At 70.0% G+C, this 14,019-nt stretch carries 19 protein-coding genes; 9 read left to right on the forward strand and 10 right to left on the reverse strand.

What is annotated here, in order from left to right; translation table 11 throughout:
• Window positions 1-414: 414 nt before the first annotated feature.
• A complete protein-coding gene (locus tag LT965_RS03185) occupies window positions 415-786 on the forward strand; it encodes a hypothetical protein (protein WP_232702569.1) in 372 nt (123 codons plus the stop codon).
• A 93-nt stretch (window positions 787-879) separates the two neighbouring features.
• Here the strand turns inward: LT965_RS03185 and LT965_RS03190 are convergent, their stop codons facing one another.
• Complete coding sequence (locus LT965_RS03190; RefSeq protein WP_232702570.1) at window positions 880-1,251, reverse strand: 30S ribosomal protein S8e; 372 nt, start codon at window positions 1,249-1,251, stop codon at window positions 880-882.
• 284 nt (window positions 1,252-1,535) lie between these two features.
• On the opposite strand from LT965_RS03190, the gene LT965_RS03195 reads away from it, so the two are divergent.
• Window positions 1,536-1,982: a DUF2240 family protein gene (locus tag LT965_RS03195; RefSeq protein WP_232702571.1), complete on the forward strand. Its 447-nt coding sequence runs from the start codon at window positions 1,536-1,538 to the stop codon at window positions 1,980-1,982.
• Window position 1,983: 1 nt separating this feature from the next.
• Window positions 1,984-2,358, forward strand: a complete 375-nt coding sequence (locus tag LT965_RS03200; protein ID WP_232702572.1) for a DUF7993 family protein — start codon at window positions 1,984-1,986, stop codon at window positions 2,356-2,358.
• On the opposite strand, the gene LT965_RS03205 is transcribed toward LT965_RS03200, so the two are convergent.
• Window positions 2,348-2,785 (reverse strand): hypothetical protein, encoded by a 438-nt coding sequence (locus LT965_RS03205; protein WP_232702573.1) that lies wholly within the window; start codon window positions 2,783-2,785, stop codon window positions 2,348-2,350. The two genes, LT965_RS03200 and LT965_RS03205, sit on opposite strands and share 11 nt — an antisense overlap.
• 93 nt (window positions 2,786-2,878) lie before the next feature.
• Between LT965_RS03205 and pyrF the strand changes: the two genes are divergently transcribed.
• The gene (gene pyrF, locus LT965_RS03210; protein WP_232702574.1) at window positions 2,879-3,682 is read left to right on the forward strand and encodes an orotidine-5'-phosphate decarboxylase; all 804 of its coding nucleotides are present in this window, start codon (window positions 2,879-2,881) and stop codon (window positions 3,680-3,682) included.
• Between the two features lie 8 nt (window positions 3,683-3,690).
• Here pyrF and LT965_RS03215 read toward each other — a convergent pair whose 3' ends face one another.
• On the reverse strand, window positions 3,691-3,858 hold the full coding sequence (locus LT965_RS03215) for a hypothetical protein (RefSeq protein ID WP_232702575.1): 168 nt from the start codon (window positions 3,856-3,858) through the stop codon (window positions 3,691-3,693).
• 72 nt (window positions 3,859-3,930) lie between these two features.
• Here LT965_RS03215 and LT965_RS03220 point away from each other — a divergent pair, with 72 nt between their 5' ends.
• The 4 genes from LT965_RS03220 to LT965_RS03235 all read left to right on the forward strand — a co-directional run bounded on the left by LT965_RS03220 (window position 3,931) and on the right by LT965_RS03235 (window position 7,164).
• Window positions 3,931-4,404 (forward strand): J domain-containing protein, encoded by a 474-nt coding sequence (locus LT965_RS03220; protein ID WP_232702576.1) that lies wholly within the window; start codon window positions 3,931-3,933, stop codon window positions 4,402-4,404.
• A gap of 48 nt (window positions 4,405-4,452) precedes the next feature.
• Complete coding sequence (locus LT965_RS03225; protein WP_232702577.1) at window positions 4,453-5,067, forward strand: HAD family hydrolase; 615 nt, start codon at window positions 4,453-4,455, stop codon at window positions 5,065-5,067.
• Between the two features lie 93 nt (window positions 5,068-5,160).
• The gene (locus LT965_RS03230) at window positions 5,161-6,759 is read left to right on the forward strand and encodes a GTPBP1 family GTP-binding protein (RefSeq protein ID WP_232702578.1); all 1,599 of its coding nucleotides are present in this window, start codon (window positions 5,161-5,163) and stop codon (window positions 6,757-6,759) included.
• A gap of 36 nt (window positions 6,760-6,795) precedes the next feature.
• Window positions 6,796-7,164: a hypothetical protein gene (locus LT965_RS03235; RefSeq protein WP_232702579.1), complete on the forward strand. Its 369-nt coding sequence runs from the start codon at window positions 6,796-6,798 to the stop codon at window positions 7,162-7,164.
• Here LT965_RS03235 and LT965_RS03240 read toward each other — a convergent pair.
• Together LT965_RS03240 and LT965_RS03245 are read right to left on the reverse strand one after the other, a co-directional pair.
• Entirely contained in the window at window positions 7,152-7,820 is a 669-nt protein-coding gene (locus LT965_RS03240) for an HAD family hydrolase (RefSeq protein ID WP_232702580.1), read from the reverse strand. The two genes, LT965_RS03235 and LT965_RS03240, sit on opposite strands and share 13 nt — an antisense overlap.
• Window positions 7,817-8,299 carry a double winged helix-containing putative transcriptional regulator gene (locus LT965_RS03245; protein WP_232702581.1) on the reverse strand — a complete coding sequence of 161 codons (483 nt, stop codon included), beginning with the start codon at window positions 8,297-8,299 and terminating at the stop codon, window positions 7,817-7,819. Before LT965_RS03245 ends, LT965_RS03240 begins: the two co-directional genes overlap by 4 nt.
• A 160-nt stretch (window positions 8,300-8,459) precedes the next feature.
• Here LT965_RS03245 and LT965_RS03250 point away from each other — a divergent pair, with 160 nt between their 5' ends.
• Window positions 8,460-9,404 carry a phytoene/squalene synthase family protein gene (locus LT965_RS03250; protein ID WP_232702582.1) on the forward strand — a complete coding sequence of 315 codons (945 nt, stop codon included), beginning with the start codon at window positions 8,460-8,462 and terminating at the stop codon, window positions 9,402-9,404.
• On the opposite strand, the gene cruF is transcribed toward LT965_RS03250, so the two are convergent.
• The 5 genes from cruF to LT965_RS03275 all read right to left on the reverse strand — a co-directional run bounded on the left by cruF (window position 9,401) and on the right by LT965_RS03275 (window position 13,972).
• Entirely contained in the window at window positions 9,401-10,228 is an 828-nt protein-coding gene (gene cruF, locus LT965_RS03255; protein ID WP_232702583.1) for a bisanhydrobacterioruberin hydratase, read from the reverse strand. The genes LT965_RS03250 and cruF overlap by 4 nt on opposite strands.
• Complete coding sequence (locus LT965_RS03260; protein ID WP_232702584.1) at window positions 10,221-11,048, reverse strand: prenyltransferase; 828 nt, start codon at window positions 11,046-11,048, stop codon at window positions 10,221-10,223. Before LT965_RS03260 ends, cruF begins: the two co-directional genes overlap by 8 nt.
• A 3-nt stretch (window positions 11,049-11,051) precedes the next feature.
• Window positions 11,052-12,593, reverse strand: coding sequence for a phytoene desaturase family protein (locus tag LT965_RS03265; RefSeq protein WP_232702585.1), 1,542 nt, complete (start codon window positions 12,591-12,593; stop codon window positions 11,052-11,054).
• A 66-nt stretch (window positions 12,594-12,659) separates the two neighbouring features.
• On the reverse strand, window positions 12,660-13,595 hold the full coding sequence (gene mch, locus LT965_RS03270) for a methenyltetrahydromethanopterin cyclohydrolase (RefSeq protein ID WP_232702586.1): 936 nt from the start codon (window positions 13,593-13,595) through the stop codon (window positions 12,660-12,662).
• Between the two features lie 62 nt (window positions 13,596-13,657).
• Entirely contained in the window at window positions 13,658-13,972 is a 315-nt protein-coding gene (locus LT965_RS03275) for an MTH1187 family thiamine-binding protein (RefSeq protein ID WP_232702587.1), read from the reverse strand.
• Between the last annotated feature and the right edge of the window lie 47 nt (window positions 13,973-14,019).

A 14,019-nucleotide genomic window follows, 5' to 3' on the forward strand; every position in this document is an offset into this window, starting at 1 on the left:
CGTTCTGTCGACCGACCCCCGGGGAACTTCGGAACTGTGGACGCCGACGGGAAGTTCCACCCGAAACAGAGCCGACGTGCGTCAGACAACTCGGCGAACCCAGTACCGTCGGTCGTGTGAGCCACCCCGACGCTTGCTTGCGATACGCGAGCAGTGAAGCCACCTCCAGGCCACACTTTCACCGTTGAGAACGACGCGACCACTACGCTATCCCCCGGTTTCCAGTCGAAACGTGAGACGGCGAAGTGATTTTCCCGGTCACACTCTCGAACCCCGTTTCGTCGGGCAGTTCTCCAGCAGAAATATACCCCGGGCAGAGGGACGGTTCGTTTCGTGTCGTCTCGCGTTCATCTCATAGTAATCTTTACCTAACGCGAGCAGAGTGCCAGTAACCCGAAGCTAACTGGGATCCACATGGACTGTGTAGTTTGCCGGAAGCGGAGCGGGTACAACCGGGTCGTCGTCGACACCGAGAGTGGCCACGAACTCGGTGGGCTCTGCGTCCGCTGCGAGACCGAGAAGTTCGGCGAACTCGGCGACGAGCTCGGCGACTCGGGCACGGAGTGCGCGCTCTGCGACAGGGACGGCTTCTGGGCAGTACCGAAGTGGCTCCCCTCCACCTACGAGTCAGAGGGCAAGACGGTGTCGTACGTCGACTACGACGTGTCGGCGTCGACGCTCCGCCTCTGCGACGAACACCTCGCCAGACTCGGCGTCAAGGACATCACCATCCCCGAGGACGCCACCGCCAGCGAGGAGTTCATCACGCGCGGTGCCGAGGACTGACGTACGCCTTCTCCGTTTAGCGAGTCGAAACGACGACGAGCAGCGCTGCTCGTCGTCCGAGAGAACGCAGCGATAGAAGGGGAGAGAACCGCGTTACTCGACGAGGACGGCGTTGACCTGGCCGTTCTGGCCGGGCCGGGAGGTGACGCGGGCGGTGCCGACGTCGGTCTCGATGATGGCGCCCTTCGTGATGATGTTCCGGCGGGCGTAGTTCGGGTTCGCGCCGTTCTCGGTGACGTCCTCGATGGTGGCGCGCTCGGTGCCGTCGTCGGTGGCGACGTTCGCCACGTCCGTGGAGAGCGCGCGGACCTTGTCGACGTTGCCGCGGGCGTCGACGGTGCGGAAGCGGGACTCGCCGACGGTGGTCTCCGTGGGGGAGCGGCCAGTCTTCGACTTCTTCTTCTTGTTCTGCGGTCGGAGTCGGGCACCAGTCTTCGAGCGCTTGGAGCGTCCCTGGTATTGCATACCCGAGGAGTGGCGCAGGATACACTTGAAAGACTCGGTTGGGCCCGTGAGAACCAGATTCAGGACAGCATCCGCGACCCGAGCGGGTCGAAGACCCCGGAAGGGTCGCGGTTCACTCCGCGAACGAGCGCAGCGAGCGAGCGGAGGCTGACGACCGAGGGACCGCAGGGACCGAGGGAGGAGTGCTTTTGACCGAGCTATTGCCGAGGGCGCGGCGACGCCGCGCCCGTAGAGCAAAAGGTCGTTCCGCAGCCTTTACCGTCGGCGGTTCCGTCGGCCCGGCCATGAGTCTCCGGGTAGCGGTCGCCGCGCCGTTCAAGCAGAAGGGACGGACGCGCATCGCCGAACAGGCGTTCGTAGTGGCGCTGTCGCTGGACCGCGACTGGATGAGCCCGGACCAGGCGAAACGGCTGCTGGACGTGGCGACCGGCGAGGGGCTGATCGAGCGTGTGGACGGGAACCTCGAGGCCGCCTTCGACCCCGACGAGGTGGCGATTCCCGAGGAGTTCACGCCGGACGCGTCGCTGTTCCAGGAGCGGTCGGCGTTCGAGCGCGCGCTGGACGCGCTCGTCGAGGCCGACCACGACCGCCAGGAGACCGTCGCGGCGGTGAACCGACTCCAGCAGGACCTCGGCGTGACGGCGGACGCGGCCGCCGTAGTGTACGCGCGACGGCGCGACGTGGACGTCGACGGCGCAGCCGAGAAGGCCCGGGCGGACCTACAGGGCTAGTATGGTCGAGAAGCGAGAGACCGACGGCAAGCGGATCGCGGGACTGCTGTCGAGCGAAGTGACCGGCCACGAGAACGAGCCGTACGGCCGGCTCGCGGTGACGAACGCCGACCCCGGCGTCGAGGCGACGGCGGACGGCGCACACGCCTACGACGTGGAACTGGACGGTGAGCGACTGGCCGAGGTGTTCGTCCAGCCGGACCGGGCGCGAGTGGAACTGCGCGGCGGCCTGACGGCGGCCCGCGAGACGGCCGCCGAAGGTGGCCTGCGCGCGCGGCCGGTCGGCGGCGAGCCGCCGCGACTCGTCGTGTTCGTGGAGAGTGGCGCCGAAGTCAAGCGAGCGCTCGACGTGCTCGGGGCGGCTGCTACGTCGTGAACGCACCGTACGCGAGTTCGGCGGCGCGCCAGATAGCGACGAGGACGGCAACACCGAATGCGGTGGCGGAGAGGTAGAACCACCCCACTATCGCGACCGCGAAGCCACTGCCGCCGAACCAGTCGAACAGCACCCCAGGGACGACGAGCACGCCGACTGCCGGCAGGACGAACGCGGCGACGGCGAGGACACCGGCGAGTTTGAGACCGGTGCGCTGTGCGGGTCGGAGGGTGTGCCCGGAGAGCAGCGCGGCGGCGCCGAGGATTGCACCGCCGGCCGCGAACGCGAGCAGCGCGAACCCGAGAGCGAGTCCCGCGGGGAACGCGTCGCTCCCCCAGACTGACGCCCCGGTGAGCACGCCGAAACCCATCAGTGCGACACCCACGACCGCGAGGAGGGCGCGGAGGACGGAGCGAACGGGAGGCACGCCTGGACTGCGAACCGTGACCGGCAAGTGCTTTCCGTCGAGTCCCGGAAAACGAATCGCATCGCTTTTGCTCGCCCACGGGGAGGCCGAACCATGAACTTCTTCGACGACCTCGCCACTCGCATCGAGGCCGCCGACAGCGTCGTGAGCGTCGGCCTCGACCCGGACCTCGACCGCCTGCCCGAGGACCTGCTGGACCGGGACCTGCCGCGGTGGGCGTTCAACCGCCGGGTGATCGACGCGACCCACGAGCACGCGGCCGTGTTCAAGCCGAACGCGGCGTTCTACGAGGACGCGGACGGCTGGCGGGCGCTCCGCGAGACGGTGGCGTACGCCCACGGGAAGGACGTCCCCGTCCTGCTGGACGCCAAGCGCGCGGACATCGGGAACACGGCGCGTCAGTACGCCCAGGTGCTCGACGACGTGGACGCCATCACCGTCAACCCGTACCTCGGCGAGGACGCCCTCCAGCCGTTCCTCTCGCGGTCTGACGCGGGCGTGTTCGTGCTCTGCCGGACGTCGAACCCGGGCGGCATGGACTTCCAGCACCTCGAACTCGCGGCGTACGACCGACGGCTGTACGAGCACGTCGCCGAGCGCGCCGCAGGGTGGAACGAAGAGTACGGCAACGTCGGCCTCGTCGTCGGTGCGACGGCGCCCGACGAACTGGAAGCCATCCGGGAGCGCGTCCCCGAGTTACCGTTCCTCGTTCCCGGCGTCGGCGCGCAGGGCGGCGACGCGGAGGCCGCCATCGAGTACGGACTGAACGACGACGGCGTCGGTGTCGTGAACTCGACGCGTGGTATCATCTTCGCGGGCGAGGACTCCCCCGAGTGGGAGCGCGCGGCCGGCGAAGCGGCCCGCCGACTGAAAGAGCGACTGAACGAGTACCGCTAGGTCTGGGTTCAGCGCGGGCCGGTGTCTCCGCGGCCGCCCCGCACTTCGCTCGCGCACTCCGTGCAGAAGCCGGTCGCCGCGTCGTAGTGTTCCTGGCAGACGACCGCGCCGCAGCGGTCGCAGCTGAACTGGGCCTGGGCGTTCCCGCAGGTCTGGCAGAGGCCGGTGACGCTCATGGGTGGAGGTTGGTGGCGCAGGTGCTTGAGCGTGGGGCCAGACCCTTTACTGCTCGACTCCCTACCCCCACTGTGGTCCGGGATACGAGCATCGTCTGGGGGCTGGTCGGCGTGTTCGGCGTGCTCGGGGTCGTCTTCGGCGTCCTCGGCTTCGTCTACAGTCCGGTGGCGTTCGGTGTCGCGGTGCCGTTCGCCGTCACCGCCGCCATCTTCTACTACCACGCCGCCGGCCACCTCCGCGAGCACGCGTTCCAGCAGCGCCGCGTCAGCCGCGAGCAGTACCAGCGCGAGCAGCGACGGCGGCGGGAGGAACGCCAGCGATCGTTCCGGACCGGCAGCGGTCGCTCGCGTTCGACCGGCCGGGCAGCCAGCCGACCACTCCACGAGGACTACCGCGTGCTCGGCGTGGAACCCGGCGCGAGCGCCGACGAGGTTCGGGCGGCCTACCGCGAGAAGGCCCGCGAACTCCACCCGGACCGTGGTGGCGACGAGCACGAGTTCTCCCGCGTGAACGAGGCCTACCAGCGGCTGAAACGCGAGGCGTGAGGAGCGCGTCACAGAACAGTTTAGCCGGTGGCCCCGGGAAGCGACCACATGGACGCGGTGTACTTTGACCTCGACGGGACGCTCGTCGAGTTCGACCGGTCGTTCGTCGCCATCGTCGAGGACGCGGCCGTGCGACTCGACGCGGAACTCCCCGAGGGGAGCGTCGAGACGTTCGGGCGGGCGCTCGGAGAGCACCTGGAGTCGGCCGAGAACCCGTACGCGACGGCCGCGGCGGTGGCCGACCTCCCGGTCGACCCCGAGGCGTTCGCGACGGCGATGCAGGACGTCGAGCTCGCGGCGACCGTCCCCGTGGCGGGAGCGCGGGACGCGGTGGCGGCGCTCGCAGACGACTACCGCCTCGGCGTGCTGACGAACGGCCACGGGCCGATGCAGCGCGCCAAAGTCGACGCCGGCGGTTTCGGCGACGTCTTCGAGGCAGTCGTCGTCTCCGGTGACGTCGGGGTCGGCAAGCCCGACCCGGAGATCTTCGCGGCCGCCGAGCGGCAACTCCCGGCAGACGACCACGTGTTCGTGGCTGACGCCCTCGACCGGGACGTGCGGGCCGCCGAGGCCGCGGGCTGGCGCGGCGTCTACTACGGGAGCGAGGTACCCGCGGACGTGACGCGAGTCGGCTCGCTGTCCGTGCTCCCCGAACTGCTCTGAACGCCGGCGAGTCGCCGCGAGTGCCGCGCCTCCGGAGTGTTACGGTCTGATACGCGGGGAAGGCTTTTGTCTGCCACTCACTAACGCGCCTCCATGGGCCGTGACCGTGCCCGACTGGTGACCGCACTCGAACGCGGTGAACAGGAGGGCGGGAGTGTCGAGTTCAAGGAACGGTTCAGCCGCGACGTCCACCTCGCCGACGGCCGACTGGAGAGCCTCGTGGCACAACTGCGCCACCGCGTCCTCTCCGGGGACGGGGAGGCCGAGTACGTGCTCGGCGTCACCGACGACGGCGGTATCGCGGGGGTCTCGCGGGAGGTGTTCTCCGAGACGATGGACGTGCTGAGCCTGCTCGCCGAGGAGGCGGGCGCACACATCGAGGACGTCCAGACGTGGGGGACCGACGAGGGAGGACTCGTCGGCGTCGCCACCATCAGGGACGGGTCTGCGCTGACACCCGGCGACGACCACATCATCGTCGGGACGGCGGGGCACGTCGACCACGGGAAGTCCACGCTCGTCGGGAGCCTCGTCACGGGCGACCCGGACGACGGCGACGGCGGGACCCGTGGGTTCCTCGACGTCCAGCCACACGAGGTCGAGCGCGGCCTCTCGGCGGACCTCTCCTACGGCGTCTACGGCTTCGACGGCGAGGGACCGATGCGGGTGCGCAACCCCCACCGGAAGGACGAGCGCGCGGCGGTCGTCGAGAACGCCGACCGCGTGGTCTCGTTCGTGGACACGGTGGGTCACGAACCGTGGCTCTCGACGACGATCCGCGGCCTCGTCGGCCAGAAACTCGACTACGGACTGCTGACCGTCGCGGCCGACGACGGCCCGACGAAGACCACCCGCGAGCACACGGGCGTCCTGCTCGCGACGGACCTGCCGACCATCGTCGCCATCACGAAGACGGACCTCGTCGACGACGACCGCGTCGACGAGGTCGAACGCGAGGTCGAACGGCTGCTCCGGGACACGGGTCGCACGCCGCTGCCCGTCTCCCGGCACGGCGTCGACGCGGCCATCGAGGAGATCGGTGACAACGTCGTCCCCATCGTCCGCACGAGCGCGGTGTCACTGGACGGTCTCGACGTCCTCGACCAGTTCTTCCAGCGACTCCCGAAGACGACGGCCGCCAGCGGCCCGTTCCGGATGTACATCGACCGCACGTACAACGTGACGGGTGTGGGCGCGGTGGCGTCGGGGACCGTGAAGTCCGGCACCGTGGAGGCCGGGGACACGCTCCTGCTCGGCCCGTTCCCGGACGGCGAGTTCCGCGAGGTGGAGGTGCGCTCCATCGAGATGCACTACCACCGCGTGGACCGCGCGGAGGCCGGCCGCATCGTCGGCATCGCGCTGAAGGGCGTCCGAGAGGTCGACGTGGAGCGCGGGATGGTGCTGTTGCCGCCGGACGCCGACCCGACGCCAGTCCGGGAGTTCGAGGCCGAGGTGATGGTGTTGAACCACCCGACGCGCATCGACTCGGGCTACGAGCCAGTGGTCCACCTCGAGACCGTCGGTGAGGCAGCGCGCTTCGAACCCACCGACGGCCAGTTGCTCCCCGGGGACACCGGCGAGACGCGCGTCCGGTTCAAGTTCCGTCCGTACCTCGTCGAGGAGGGCCAGCGGTTCGTCTTCCGCGAGGGCGCGAGCAAGGGCGTCGGCACGGTCACGAACGTCTCCGACTGATCGAACTGTTTTCAGACACCCGTCCGAAGGAGACGCATGGTCAGTCGTCAGACGCTGGAGTTCGTCGTCGGCGTCGTCGTCGCCGGCGTGGTCGCGGGCACCCTGTCGTTGTCGATGTCGGCACCGTACGCGCTCGCCATCGGCCTGGCGGCGGGAACGCCGTCGCTCGTCCGCACGAGCCTGCGCATCGACAGGGCGGCCTACGACGCCGCGAAGACGAGCACGGCGCAGGTCGTCGACGGAGCGATCGCTGCCGTCGCGGCGCTCGCGGTCGGTCTCGCGGGCGGCTACCTCGCGGTGTCCAACGGCTACTCCGGGTCGATTGCGGCCGCGGTCGTCGCCGCGCTGGGTGTCTTCGGCGGACAGGTCGCGTTCTACGTCCGGAACAGCGACTACATCGAGTGAAACCACTCGCGGACCGCGTGGAGGTCCGGAAACGCGTGGTGGGGTTCGGGGTCGGGCTCGCGGTCCGGGTCCCCGGGCACCCACACCGACCGGAGGCCGGCCGCGTGCGCCCCGGCGACGTCGGAGGAGAGGGAGTTCCCGACGTGGACGGCGCGTTCGGGCGGGCAGTCGAGGACGTCGAGTGCGCGGTGGAACGGTTCGGGGTCGGGCTTCGAGGGTGCGTCGTACCCCGCGAACACGACGTGGTCGAAGGCGTCGACGAGCCCCGCACCCTGGAGCTTCTGGCGCTGGGCCTCGGGCGCGCCGTTCGTGACGAGCGCGACAGGCTGGTCGAGTGCGTCGACGAGTTCGCGGGCGCCCGGCAGCGCCTCGACGCGGGTCTGGTCGCGGACGGCCTCGTACGCGTCGGCGACCGAGCGGCCGACCGCCGGTTCGTACCCTGCTTCCGTGGCGAGGTGTGCGAAGCACGTCCGGCGGAGTTCGTCCATCGACTCGGCGTCGTCGGCGAACTCGCCGTAGGCCGCACGGTACTCGTCCGCGGCGAAACACGGCGCCACGCCCGCCTCGTCGAAGGCGTGGGCGAGCACCTCCTCGACCGAGCGTTCGTACTCGACCAGCGTGTCGTCGAGGTCGAAGCAGACGGCGTCGACAGTCACGCTCGCAGATACCCTCCGTCGGTCTCGCGGGCGAGGCCGAGCAGGACCGCCCAGTCGAGGCGCCGCTGGACGCGCTCCGTCCAGAACGCCGGCCAGTTCTCGCGCTTCGTGCGCTCCCAGCGGGGCACGCGGTCGCGGACGGATTCGAACACGGCCTCGGCCGACCGTGGGTCCGTGGCGTCCAGGGCGTCGAGGCAGTCCGCCGCGAGGAAGACGCCGTCGGTGAACGCGCTCGCGAGGTCCTCGCGGTCGAGGTCTGTCTGCGTGCGGGCGTAGCCGGTGTCCTCTTCGGCGACGGCGCCGAGCGCGGCGAGGAAGACGAGCCACGACGACGCGGTGCCGCGGTCCGCCACGTCGGTACGGTCTGTGACGCGCCGACAGCAGTCGTCCTCGGGTTTCGGGACGAGCGGTACCGCCGCGCGGACGGCCCGCAGCACGGACAGCGAGTCGGGAGCCGGCGGGACGGGTTTGCGTTGCACGTCCGTGCGTCGCCACTCCACGCTATTGAGTCGTTTGGAGAAAGGGGTGGGCGTCGCTGCTGCCACCGTGTTTTTTCTTTGTCCGCTCCGTAACCGAGAACAGCAACGCCGGGAGACACCTTTCCGACAGCGACGTCTCCCGGACGAGCCTCCCCGGACCATGGTCGACAGTACACACATCTCCACGAGCAAGGGAATCCAGCGGCGAACCGGGCGGACGTTCCACCTGGCGACGCGCCTCCTGCCCGAGCGTGTCCGCCACTCGACGTACGTCCTCTACGCGTTCTTCCGGATCGCCGACGACGTCGTCGACACCGTGGAGGACCGTGACCCCGCCGAGCAGCGAGCGGAGCTCGAACGCATCCGGGCGGAGGCACTGGGCGAGCGGGAGGCCGACGGCGTGCTCGCGGCGTTCCAGGAGCTCTCGGAGCGCCACGACTTCGACGACGCGGACGTGGACACGTTCGTCGACGCGATGCTCGCTGACCTGGAGACGACCCGCTACGACACCCACGAGGACCTGGAGGCGTACATGCGGGGGTCGGCGGTCGCGGTCGGGAACATGATGGTCGACGTGATGGAGGTCGAGGACCCGGAGGGGGCGAAACCCCACGCCGGGGCGCTCGCGGAGGCGTTCCAGCTGACGAACTTCCTCCGGGACGTCGCCGAGGACATCGACGACTACGACCGCGTCTACCTCCCCGCGGAGGTCCGGGAGGAACACGGCGTCACCGTCGAGCAGTTGCGCCGGGGGGAGGTGACGCCCGGGTTCCGGGAGACGATGCGGCAGGAACTCGCGTACACCGAGCGGAAGTACCGGGAGGGCGTCGCGGGCATCGAGTACCTCCCGGATGACTGCCAGTTCGCGGTGCTGCTGGCGGCGGTGCTGTACGCCGACCACCACCGGGAGATCCGGTCGCGGAACTGCGACGTGCTCACGTCGACGCCGGGGCTGAGCACGACCCGGAAGCTGTGGCTGCTGGCGAAGACGCGGCTGCTGTGGGCGGTGTACGGCGACCCGGAGTCGGTGTTCTACCGGGTGACCAGGCTGTCGACGACGGCCGAGCACGCCCACCACCGCGGCGACCCGCACCCGGCCCCCTAGCGGCGGACGGGCGACAGGCCGAGCACGTCGAAGTCGAAGCGGTCGGTCCTGAGGAGCGCGACCCCGAGGACGCCCGCCGCGAGCGCGGGGACGGCCTGGCCGAACGCGACGTTCACGGCTCCCCAGAGGACGACGAAGCTCACCAGGTCGTCGAGCAGGAACGGACAGTCGGCGAGGCGCTCGCGGAGGGCGGCGCGGTCGAACCCCAGGTCGAGTAGCGCCACCGAGACGGTGGCAGAGAGCACCCAGCCGAGGTAGTTCGACAGCGGGACACCGTAGTACGCGCCGGCGGCGTCGTACCGCCAGAAGCCGAGCGCGACGGCGCCCGGGTCGAGGACGACGTCCATCCAGAGGACGAGCGCCGCGACGGCGGGCAGGCGGACGGCGGCGCGGGCGGCGCGCGGACCGAACAGCAGCAGGACGAGGAGGTAGCTGTTCACGACGAGCGGGAGGAAGAAGACGGGGAGGCCGAGGGGGACGTCGCCCAGCAGCATCGGCCCGAGGTCGACGAGGTACTCGAAGTGGCCGTAGGGCCACCCAGTCGCCACGCCGACGAGTTCGATGCCGTAGGCGTAGGCGGTGAGCGCGACCAGCGCGACCGCTTCCCGCCTGCCGACCAGCGGGAGGAGCCCGGCGACCAGGGGCAGGCGCATCACGAGCACGCCGGAGAGGACGAGGTACGGGTTGAACGCCAGCGGCGCGGGCAGCAGGTCCCACGCGGACGCGAGCAGGAGGACGGCACCTACGGTGGGGAACACGACAGCGATCTCGAAGCGGTTGGCGGCGACGAGCGCCTCCAGTCGCCGTTCGACGGCTTCACGCATCGACGACCCTCCAGAGGCCGCCGAGCGTGAGCGCCATCCCGACGAGCGTGTTCACGTAGGGGTACCACCAGTACGCGCGCTCGACGTCGACCCGGGAGCGGACGATGGCGAAGACGAGCACCGGGTACGCGAACAGGAGCGCGCCGAGTCGCCAGTCGACGAGCGCGAAGGCGGCCGCTGCCGCGAGCCAGCAGGCCGCGCAGTAGGCGTACGTCTGGCGTTCGCCGAGCACGGTCGCGGTCGTGCGGAGACCGGCCTCGCGGTCGGGTTCGACGTCCGGGATGGCGGAGAACGTGTGCATCCCCATCGCCCACAGCCAGCCGCCCGCGACCGCGAGCAGCGGCGGCTGACTCCCGGCCACGGCGGCGTACGCGGCGGCGCCCGGGAGGACGTAGAGCCCGTTCGAGAGGGAGTCGAGGAACGGCGTCGTCTTGAACCGGAGCGGCGGCGCGCTGTACTCGGTGGCGAGGAACGCCCACGCCGCCAGCCACGGGTAGGCGAGCGGCGGGACGAACGGGAGGACGGCGAGCAGCAGAACGCCCGAGAGGACGACGACGGCGCTGACCCTGTGGCCCCCGCGGAACCTGGCCTCCCGGTCCTCCTTCTTCGGGTTGCGCTCGTCGGCGTCCCGGTCGAAGAAGTCGTTGACACCGTAGAGGTAGACGTTCGCGGGCACGAGGAAGTACGCGAACAGCGATGCCGCGGGTGCGGAGAACAGTTCCGGGAGTGCGTCCGCTCCGTAGGCGACGCCGACGAGCACGGGGCCGGCGAGGTAGAGCCAGAACCGGGGACGGGACAGCGTGAGCAGGTAGCGGAGCATGCCTCAGCGCTCGTCGGCGAGGACGTTCTCGGCGGTGATCTCGCCGCTGATGATGCACATCGGGACGCCGATGCCCGGCGTCGTGAACGCGCCCGTGAAGTAGAGGCCGTCGAGGGCCTTCGAGCGGTGGGGTGGGCGGAACAGCGCGGTCTGGCGGAGGGTGTGTGCGAGTCCGAGCGCCGTCCCCCGGTAGCTGTTGTAGCGGTCGGCGAACTCCGAGACGCTGAACGTCTCCTCGACGACAATCCGGTCACGGAGGTCGACGCCGGTGTTCTCGGCGACGTCCGCGAGCACGAGGTCGCGGTAGGACTCGCGGACCTCGGGAGTGTCGTCGAGGCCGGGAGCGACGGGGACGAGCGCGAACAGGTTGCTGTGGCCCTCCGGCGCCACGTCGTCGTCGGTCTTCGAGGGGACACAGAGGTAGTACGCGGGGTCCTCCGGCCACGCGGGGTCCTCGAAGATCTGGTCGAAGTGGGTCTGCCAGTCCGAGGGGAGGACGAGCGTGTGGTGGGCGAGCGGTTCGACGTCGCCCTCCACGCCGAGGTAGAGCAGGAACGCCGACGGGGCGTACGTTCGGGACTCCCAGTAGTCGGCGTCGTACTGTCGTTTCTCCGGCGGGAGCAGTGCCTGTTCGGTGTGAGCGTAGTCGGCGTCCGAGACGACGACGTCAGCGAGTTGCGCGCCCGTCGCGCCATCGGTCTCCACCTTGAACCCGCCGCGCTGGCCCTTGATGGCGGTGACCGGGTGGTCGGTGCGGAACGTCACGCCCAACTCTTCGGCGAGTTCGGCCATCCCGACGGCGACGCCGTTCAGCCCGCCGTCCGGGTAGTAGACGCCGAGGTTGAAGTCGACGTGGCTCATCAGGTTGTACAGCGCGGGCGTGGTGTCCGGCGAGCCCCCGAGGAAGACGAGGGTGTACTGCATCACCTGCTGGAGTTTCGGGTGGTCGAAGTACTCCTCCACGTGGTCCTGCATCGACCCGAGCAACGTGAGCCCGCGGGCGTACTTCGCGAGGTCCGGGTCGAGCCAGTCCCGGACTCGGGGGCGGTCCTCGTAGACGAAGTGCTCCATGCCGACCTCGTAGTTCTCCCGGGACTGCGCGAGGTAGTCGTCGAGTTGCTCCCCCGCGCCGGGTTCGTACGCGTCGAAGACGGCCTTCACCTGCTCGCGGTCCGGCGTCACGTCGATGGTGTCACCGTCGGCGTCGACGTCGAGACCCGGTACGTCGCCGCCGGGGCGACGGCCCTCGTTGTCCTTGAAGAAGATCCGGTAGTGAGGGTCCAGGCGCCGGAGTTCGTAGTAGTCGGTCGGGTGCCGGTCGAACTCCGCGAAGAACTGCTCGAAGACGTCCGGCATCAGGTACCACGACGGCCCCATGTCGAAGGCGAACCCGTCGCGTTCGAGTCGACTCGCGCGCCCGCCGACCTGCTCGTTCTTCTCCAGTACGGTCACGTCCGCGCCGGCGTCCGCGAGGTAACAGGCCGTCGAGAGACCACCGAAGCCCGCGCCGACGACGACGACCGACCGACCCGAGAGCGGTTGCATACCGGGGCCGTCGGTCGGAAACCTGATAAAACGCCGCCCTCCGGCGGCTACTGCGGGGTCGCCGCGTCAGGCGATGTCGAAGCCCTCGGCGAGCAGGTCCTCGTGGACGTCGCCGAGCGTGTACGTCGGGCCGCCCACGACGTCGACGGTGACCTGCGCCGGGCCGAAGACGCCCTCGTCGACGTCCGCGGCGTTCCAGTCGGCGTCCGCGAAGATGTCCGCGAACGGGACGCCGTAGCGCTCGGCCGCCGAGGACGGGACCGCCTCGAACTCGTCGAACTCCTCGGCGACGGTGAGGTGGACGCGGCCGCCGTACGCGAGCGCGTCGTTCGTCCGCCCGATGGCGGCCTCCTCGTCGCCCGCGACGGGTGCGACGGGCGCGCTCGCGCTGACGGTGAGTACGTCGAGCGGGTCGTAGCCGAGTTCGAACAGCCGGAAGACGGCGAGTTCGGCTGCCCGCGCGGCGGCGGTCACGCTCCCGGCGACGCTCGCCGTGCGGTAGGCCGCGAGGTAGACGCTCTCCGTGTTCACGTCGGCGAGTTCCGCGATCTGCTCGGCGGCGGCCGCGGTGGGCAGCGCGTCGCTCTCCAGGGCGAGCACCGCGAACTCGAAGGCGTCGACGTAGTCGAGGGCGCGGTACTCGCCCTCCTGGGCGACGAGTGCGCGCGCCGGGCCGCTCCCGAGTCCCTCGTAGTCGTCCGTGCTGACCTCCCAGCCGGCCTTCTGCGCGCCGAGCAGGGCCACCCCGGGCTGGTCGCAGGCGAGTTCCACGTACGGGAACGTCGCGCCCGCCACCTCGTCCACGCGGGTCTGTACGGTCGCGAGGCCGGCGGTCTGTAGCTCCGTGAGCAGCAGGCCGGCCTCGAGGCCGCCGACGTGCTCGACGCCGAAGTCGATGACCGTCGTGCCGTTGTCGAGTTCGAACGCGCCGACGTCGAGTTCCTCCGTGAACTCCAGGGCCTCGTCGGCGAGCTCCAGCGACATCCGGTTGAGACTGTCCATGCCGCCGGGTTCGGCGCCCCCACACAAGAGGTTTCTCAGTCCGCGTGAGCCGTCGACCGACGTCAGTCGCCGTTCGAGCGCGCTTCCCGGCCGAGTTCGCGCTCGACCGCCGCGACCTTCTCGCTGGCCGACTCGTCGCTCGTGCGCTTGTCGTCGATCTTCAGGAACGTGCTCACGCGGTCGGCGTCGACGGCCTCGTGGGCCGCGCCGACCGCCGCGAGCAGTGTGTCGACGTCGGCGGCCTCGATCACCGTCCCCATCGGGTTCGTCTCGTAGGCCACGTCGAAGTCGTCGAGTGCGGCGACGGCGTCGGCCACGTCCGCGGCCATGCTGTCCTCCGTCACGGGCGCGACGCTGAGGAGTGCGACGACGGTCATACCGAAACTTGGCACGGACGACACTTGGGTCCACTGGCCGCCGACGC

The sequence above is a fragment of the Halobacterium wangiae genome, assembly GCF_021249345.1.
Classification (GTDB): Archaea; Halobacteriota; Halobacteria; order Halobacteriales; family Halobacteriaceae; genus Halobacterium; species Halobacterium wangiae.

Excerpts from the sequence above, each read along its gene's own strand:
- LT965_RS03185 (WP_232702569.1), top strand. The coding sequence starts at position 415 with ATGGACTGTGTAGTTTGCCGGAAGCGGAGCGGGTACAACCGGGTCGTC.
- LT965_RS03190 (WP_232702570.1), bottom strand. The coding sequence starts at position 1,251 with ATGCAATACCAGGGACGCTCCAAGCGCTCGAAGACTGGTGCCCGACTC.
- LT965_RS03195 (WP_232702571.1), top strand. The coding sequence starts at position 1,536 with ATGAGTCTCCGGGTAGCGGTCGCCGCGCCGTTCAAGCAGAAGGGACGG.
- LT965_RS03200 (WP_232702572.1), top strand. The coding sequence starts at position 1,984 with ATGGTCGAGAAGCGAGAGACCGACGGCAAGCGGATCGCGGGACTGCTG.
- pyrF (WP_232702574.1), top strand. The coding sequence starts at position 2,879 with ATGAACTTCTTCGACGACCTCGCCACTCGCATCGAGGCCGCCGACAGC.
- LT965_RS03215 (WP_232702575.1), bottom strand. The coding sequence starts at position 3,858 with ATGAGCGTCACCGGCCTCTGCCAGACCTGCGGGAACGCCCAGGCCCAG.
- LT965_RS03225 (WP_232702577.1), top strand. The coding sequence starts at position 4,453 with ATGGACGCGGTGTACTTTGACCTCGACGGGACGCTCGTCGAGTTCGAC.
- LT965_RS03230 (WP_232702578.1), top strand. The coding sequence starts at position 5,161 with ATGGGCCGTGACCGTGCCCGACTGGTGACCGCACTCGAACGCGGTGAA.
- LT965_RS03235 (WP_232702579.1), top strand. The coding sequence starts at position 6,796 with ATGGTCAGTCGTCAGACGCTGGAGTTCGTCGTCGGCGTCGTCGTCGCC.
- LT965_RS03250 (WP_232702582.1), top strand. The coding sequence starts at position 8,460 with ATGGTCGACAGTACACACATCTCCACGAGCAAGGGAATCCAGCGGCGA.
- cruF (WP_232702583.1), bottom strand. The coding sequence starts at position 10,228 with ATGCGTGAAGCCGTCGAACGGCGACTGGAGGCGCTCGTCGCCGCCAAC.
- LT965_RS03260 (WP_232702584.1), bottom strand. The coding sequence starts at position 11,048 with ATGCTCCGCTACCTGCTCACGCTGTCCCGTCCCCGGTTCTGGCTCTAC.
- LT965_RS03265 (WP_232702585.1), bottom strand. The coding sequence starts at position 12,593 with ATGCAACCGCTCTCGGGTCGGTCGGTCGTCGTCGTCGGCGCGGGCTTC.
- mch (WP_232702586.1), bottom strand. The coding sequence starts at position 13,595 with ATGGACAGTCTCAACCGGATGTCGCTGGAGCTCGCCGACGAGGCCCTG.
- LT965_RS03275 (WP_232702587.1), bottom strand. The coding sequence starts at position 13,972 with ATGACCGTCGTCGCACTCCTCAGCGTCGCGCCCGTGACGGAGGACAGC.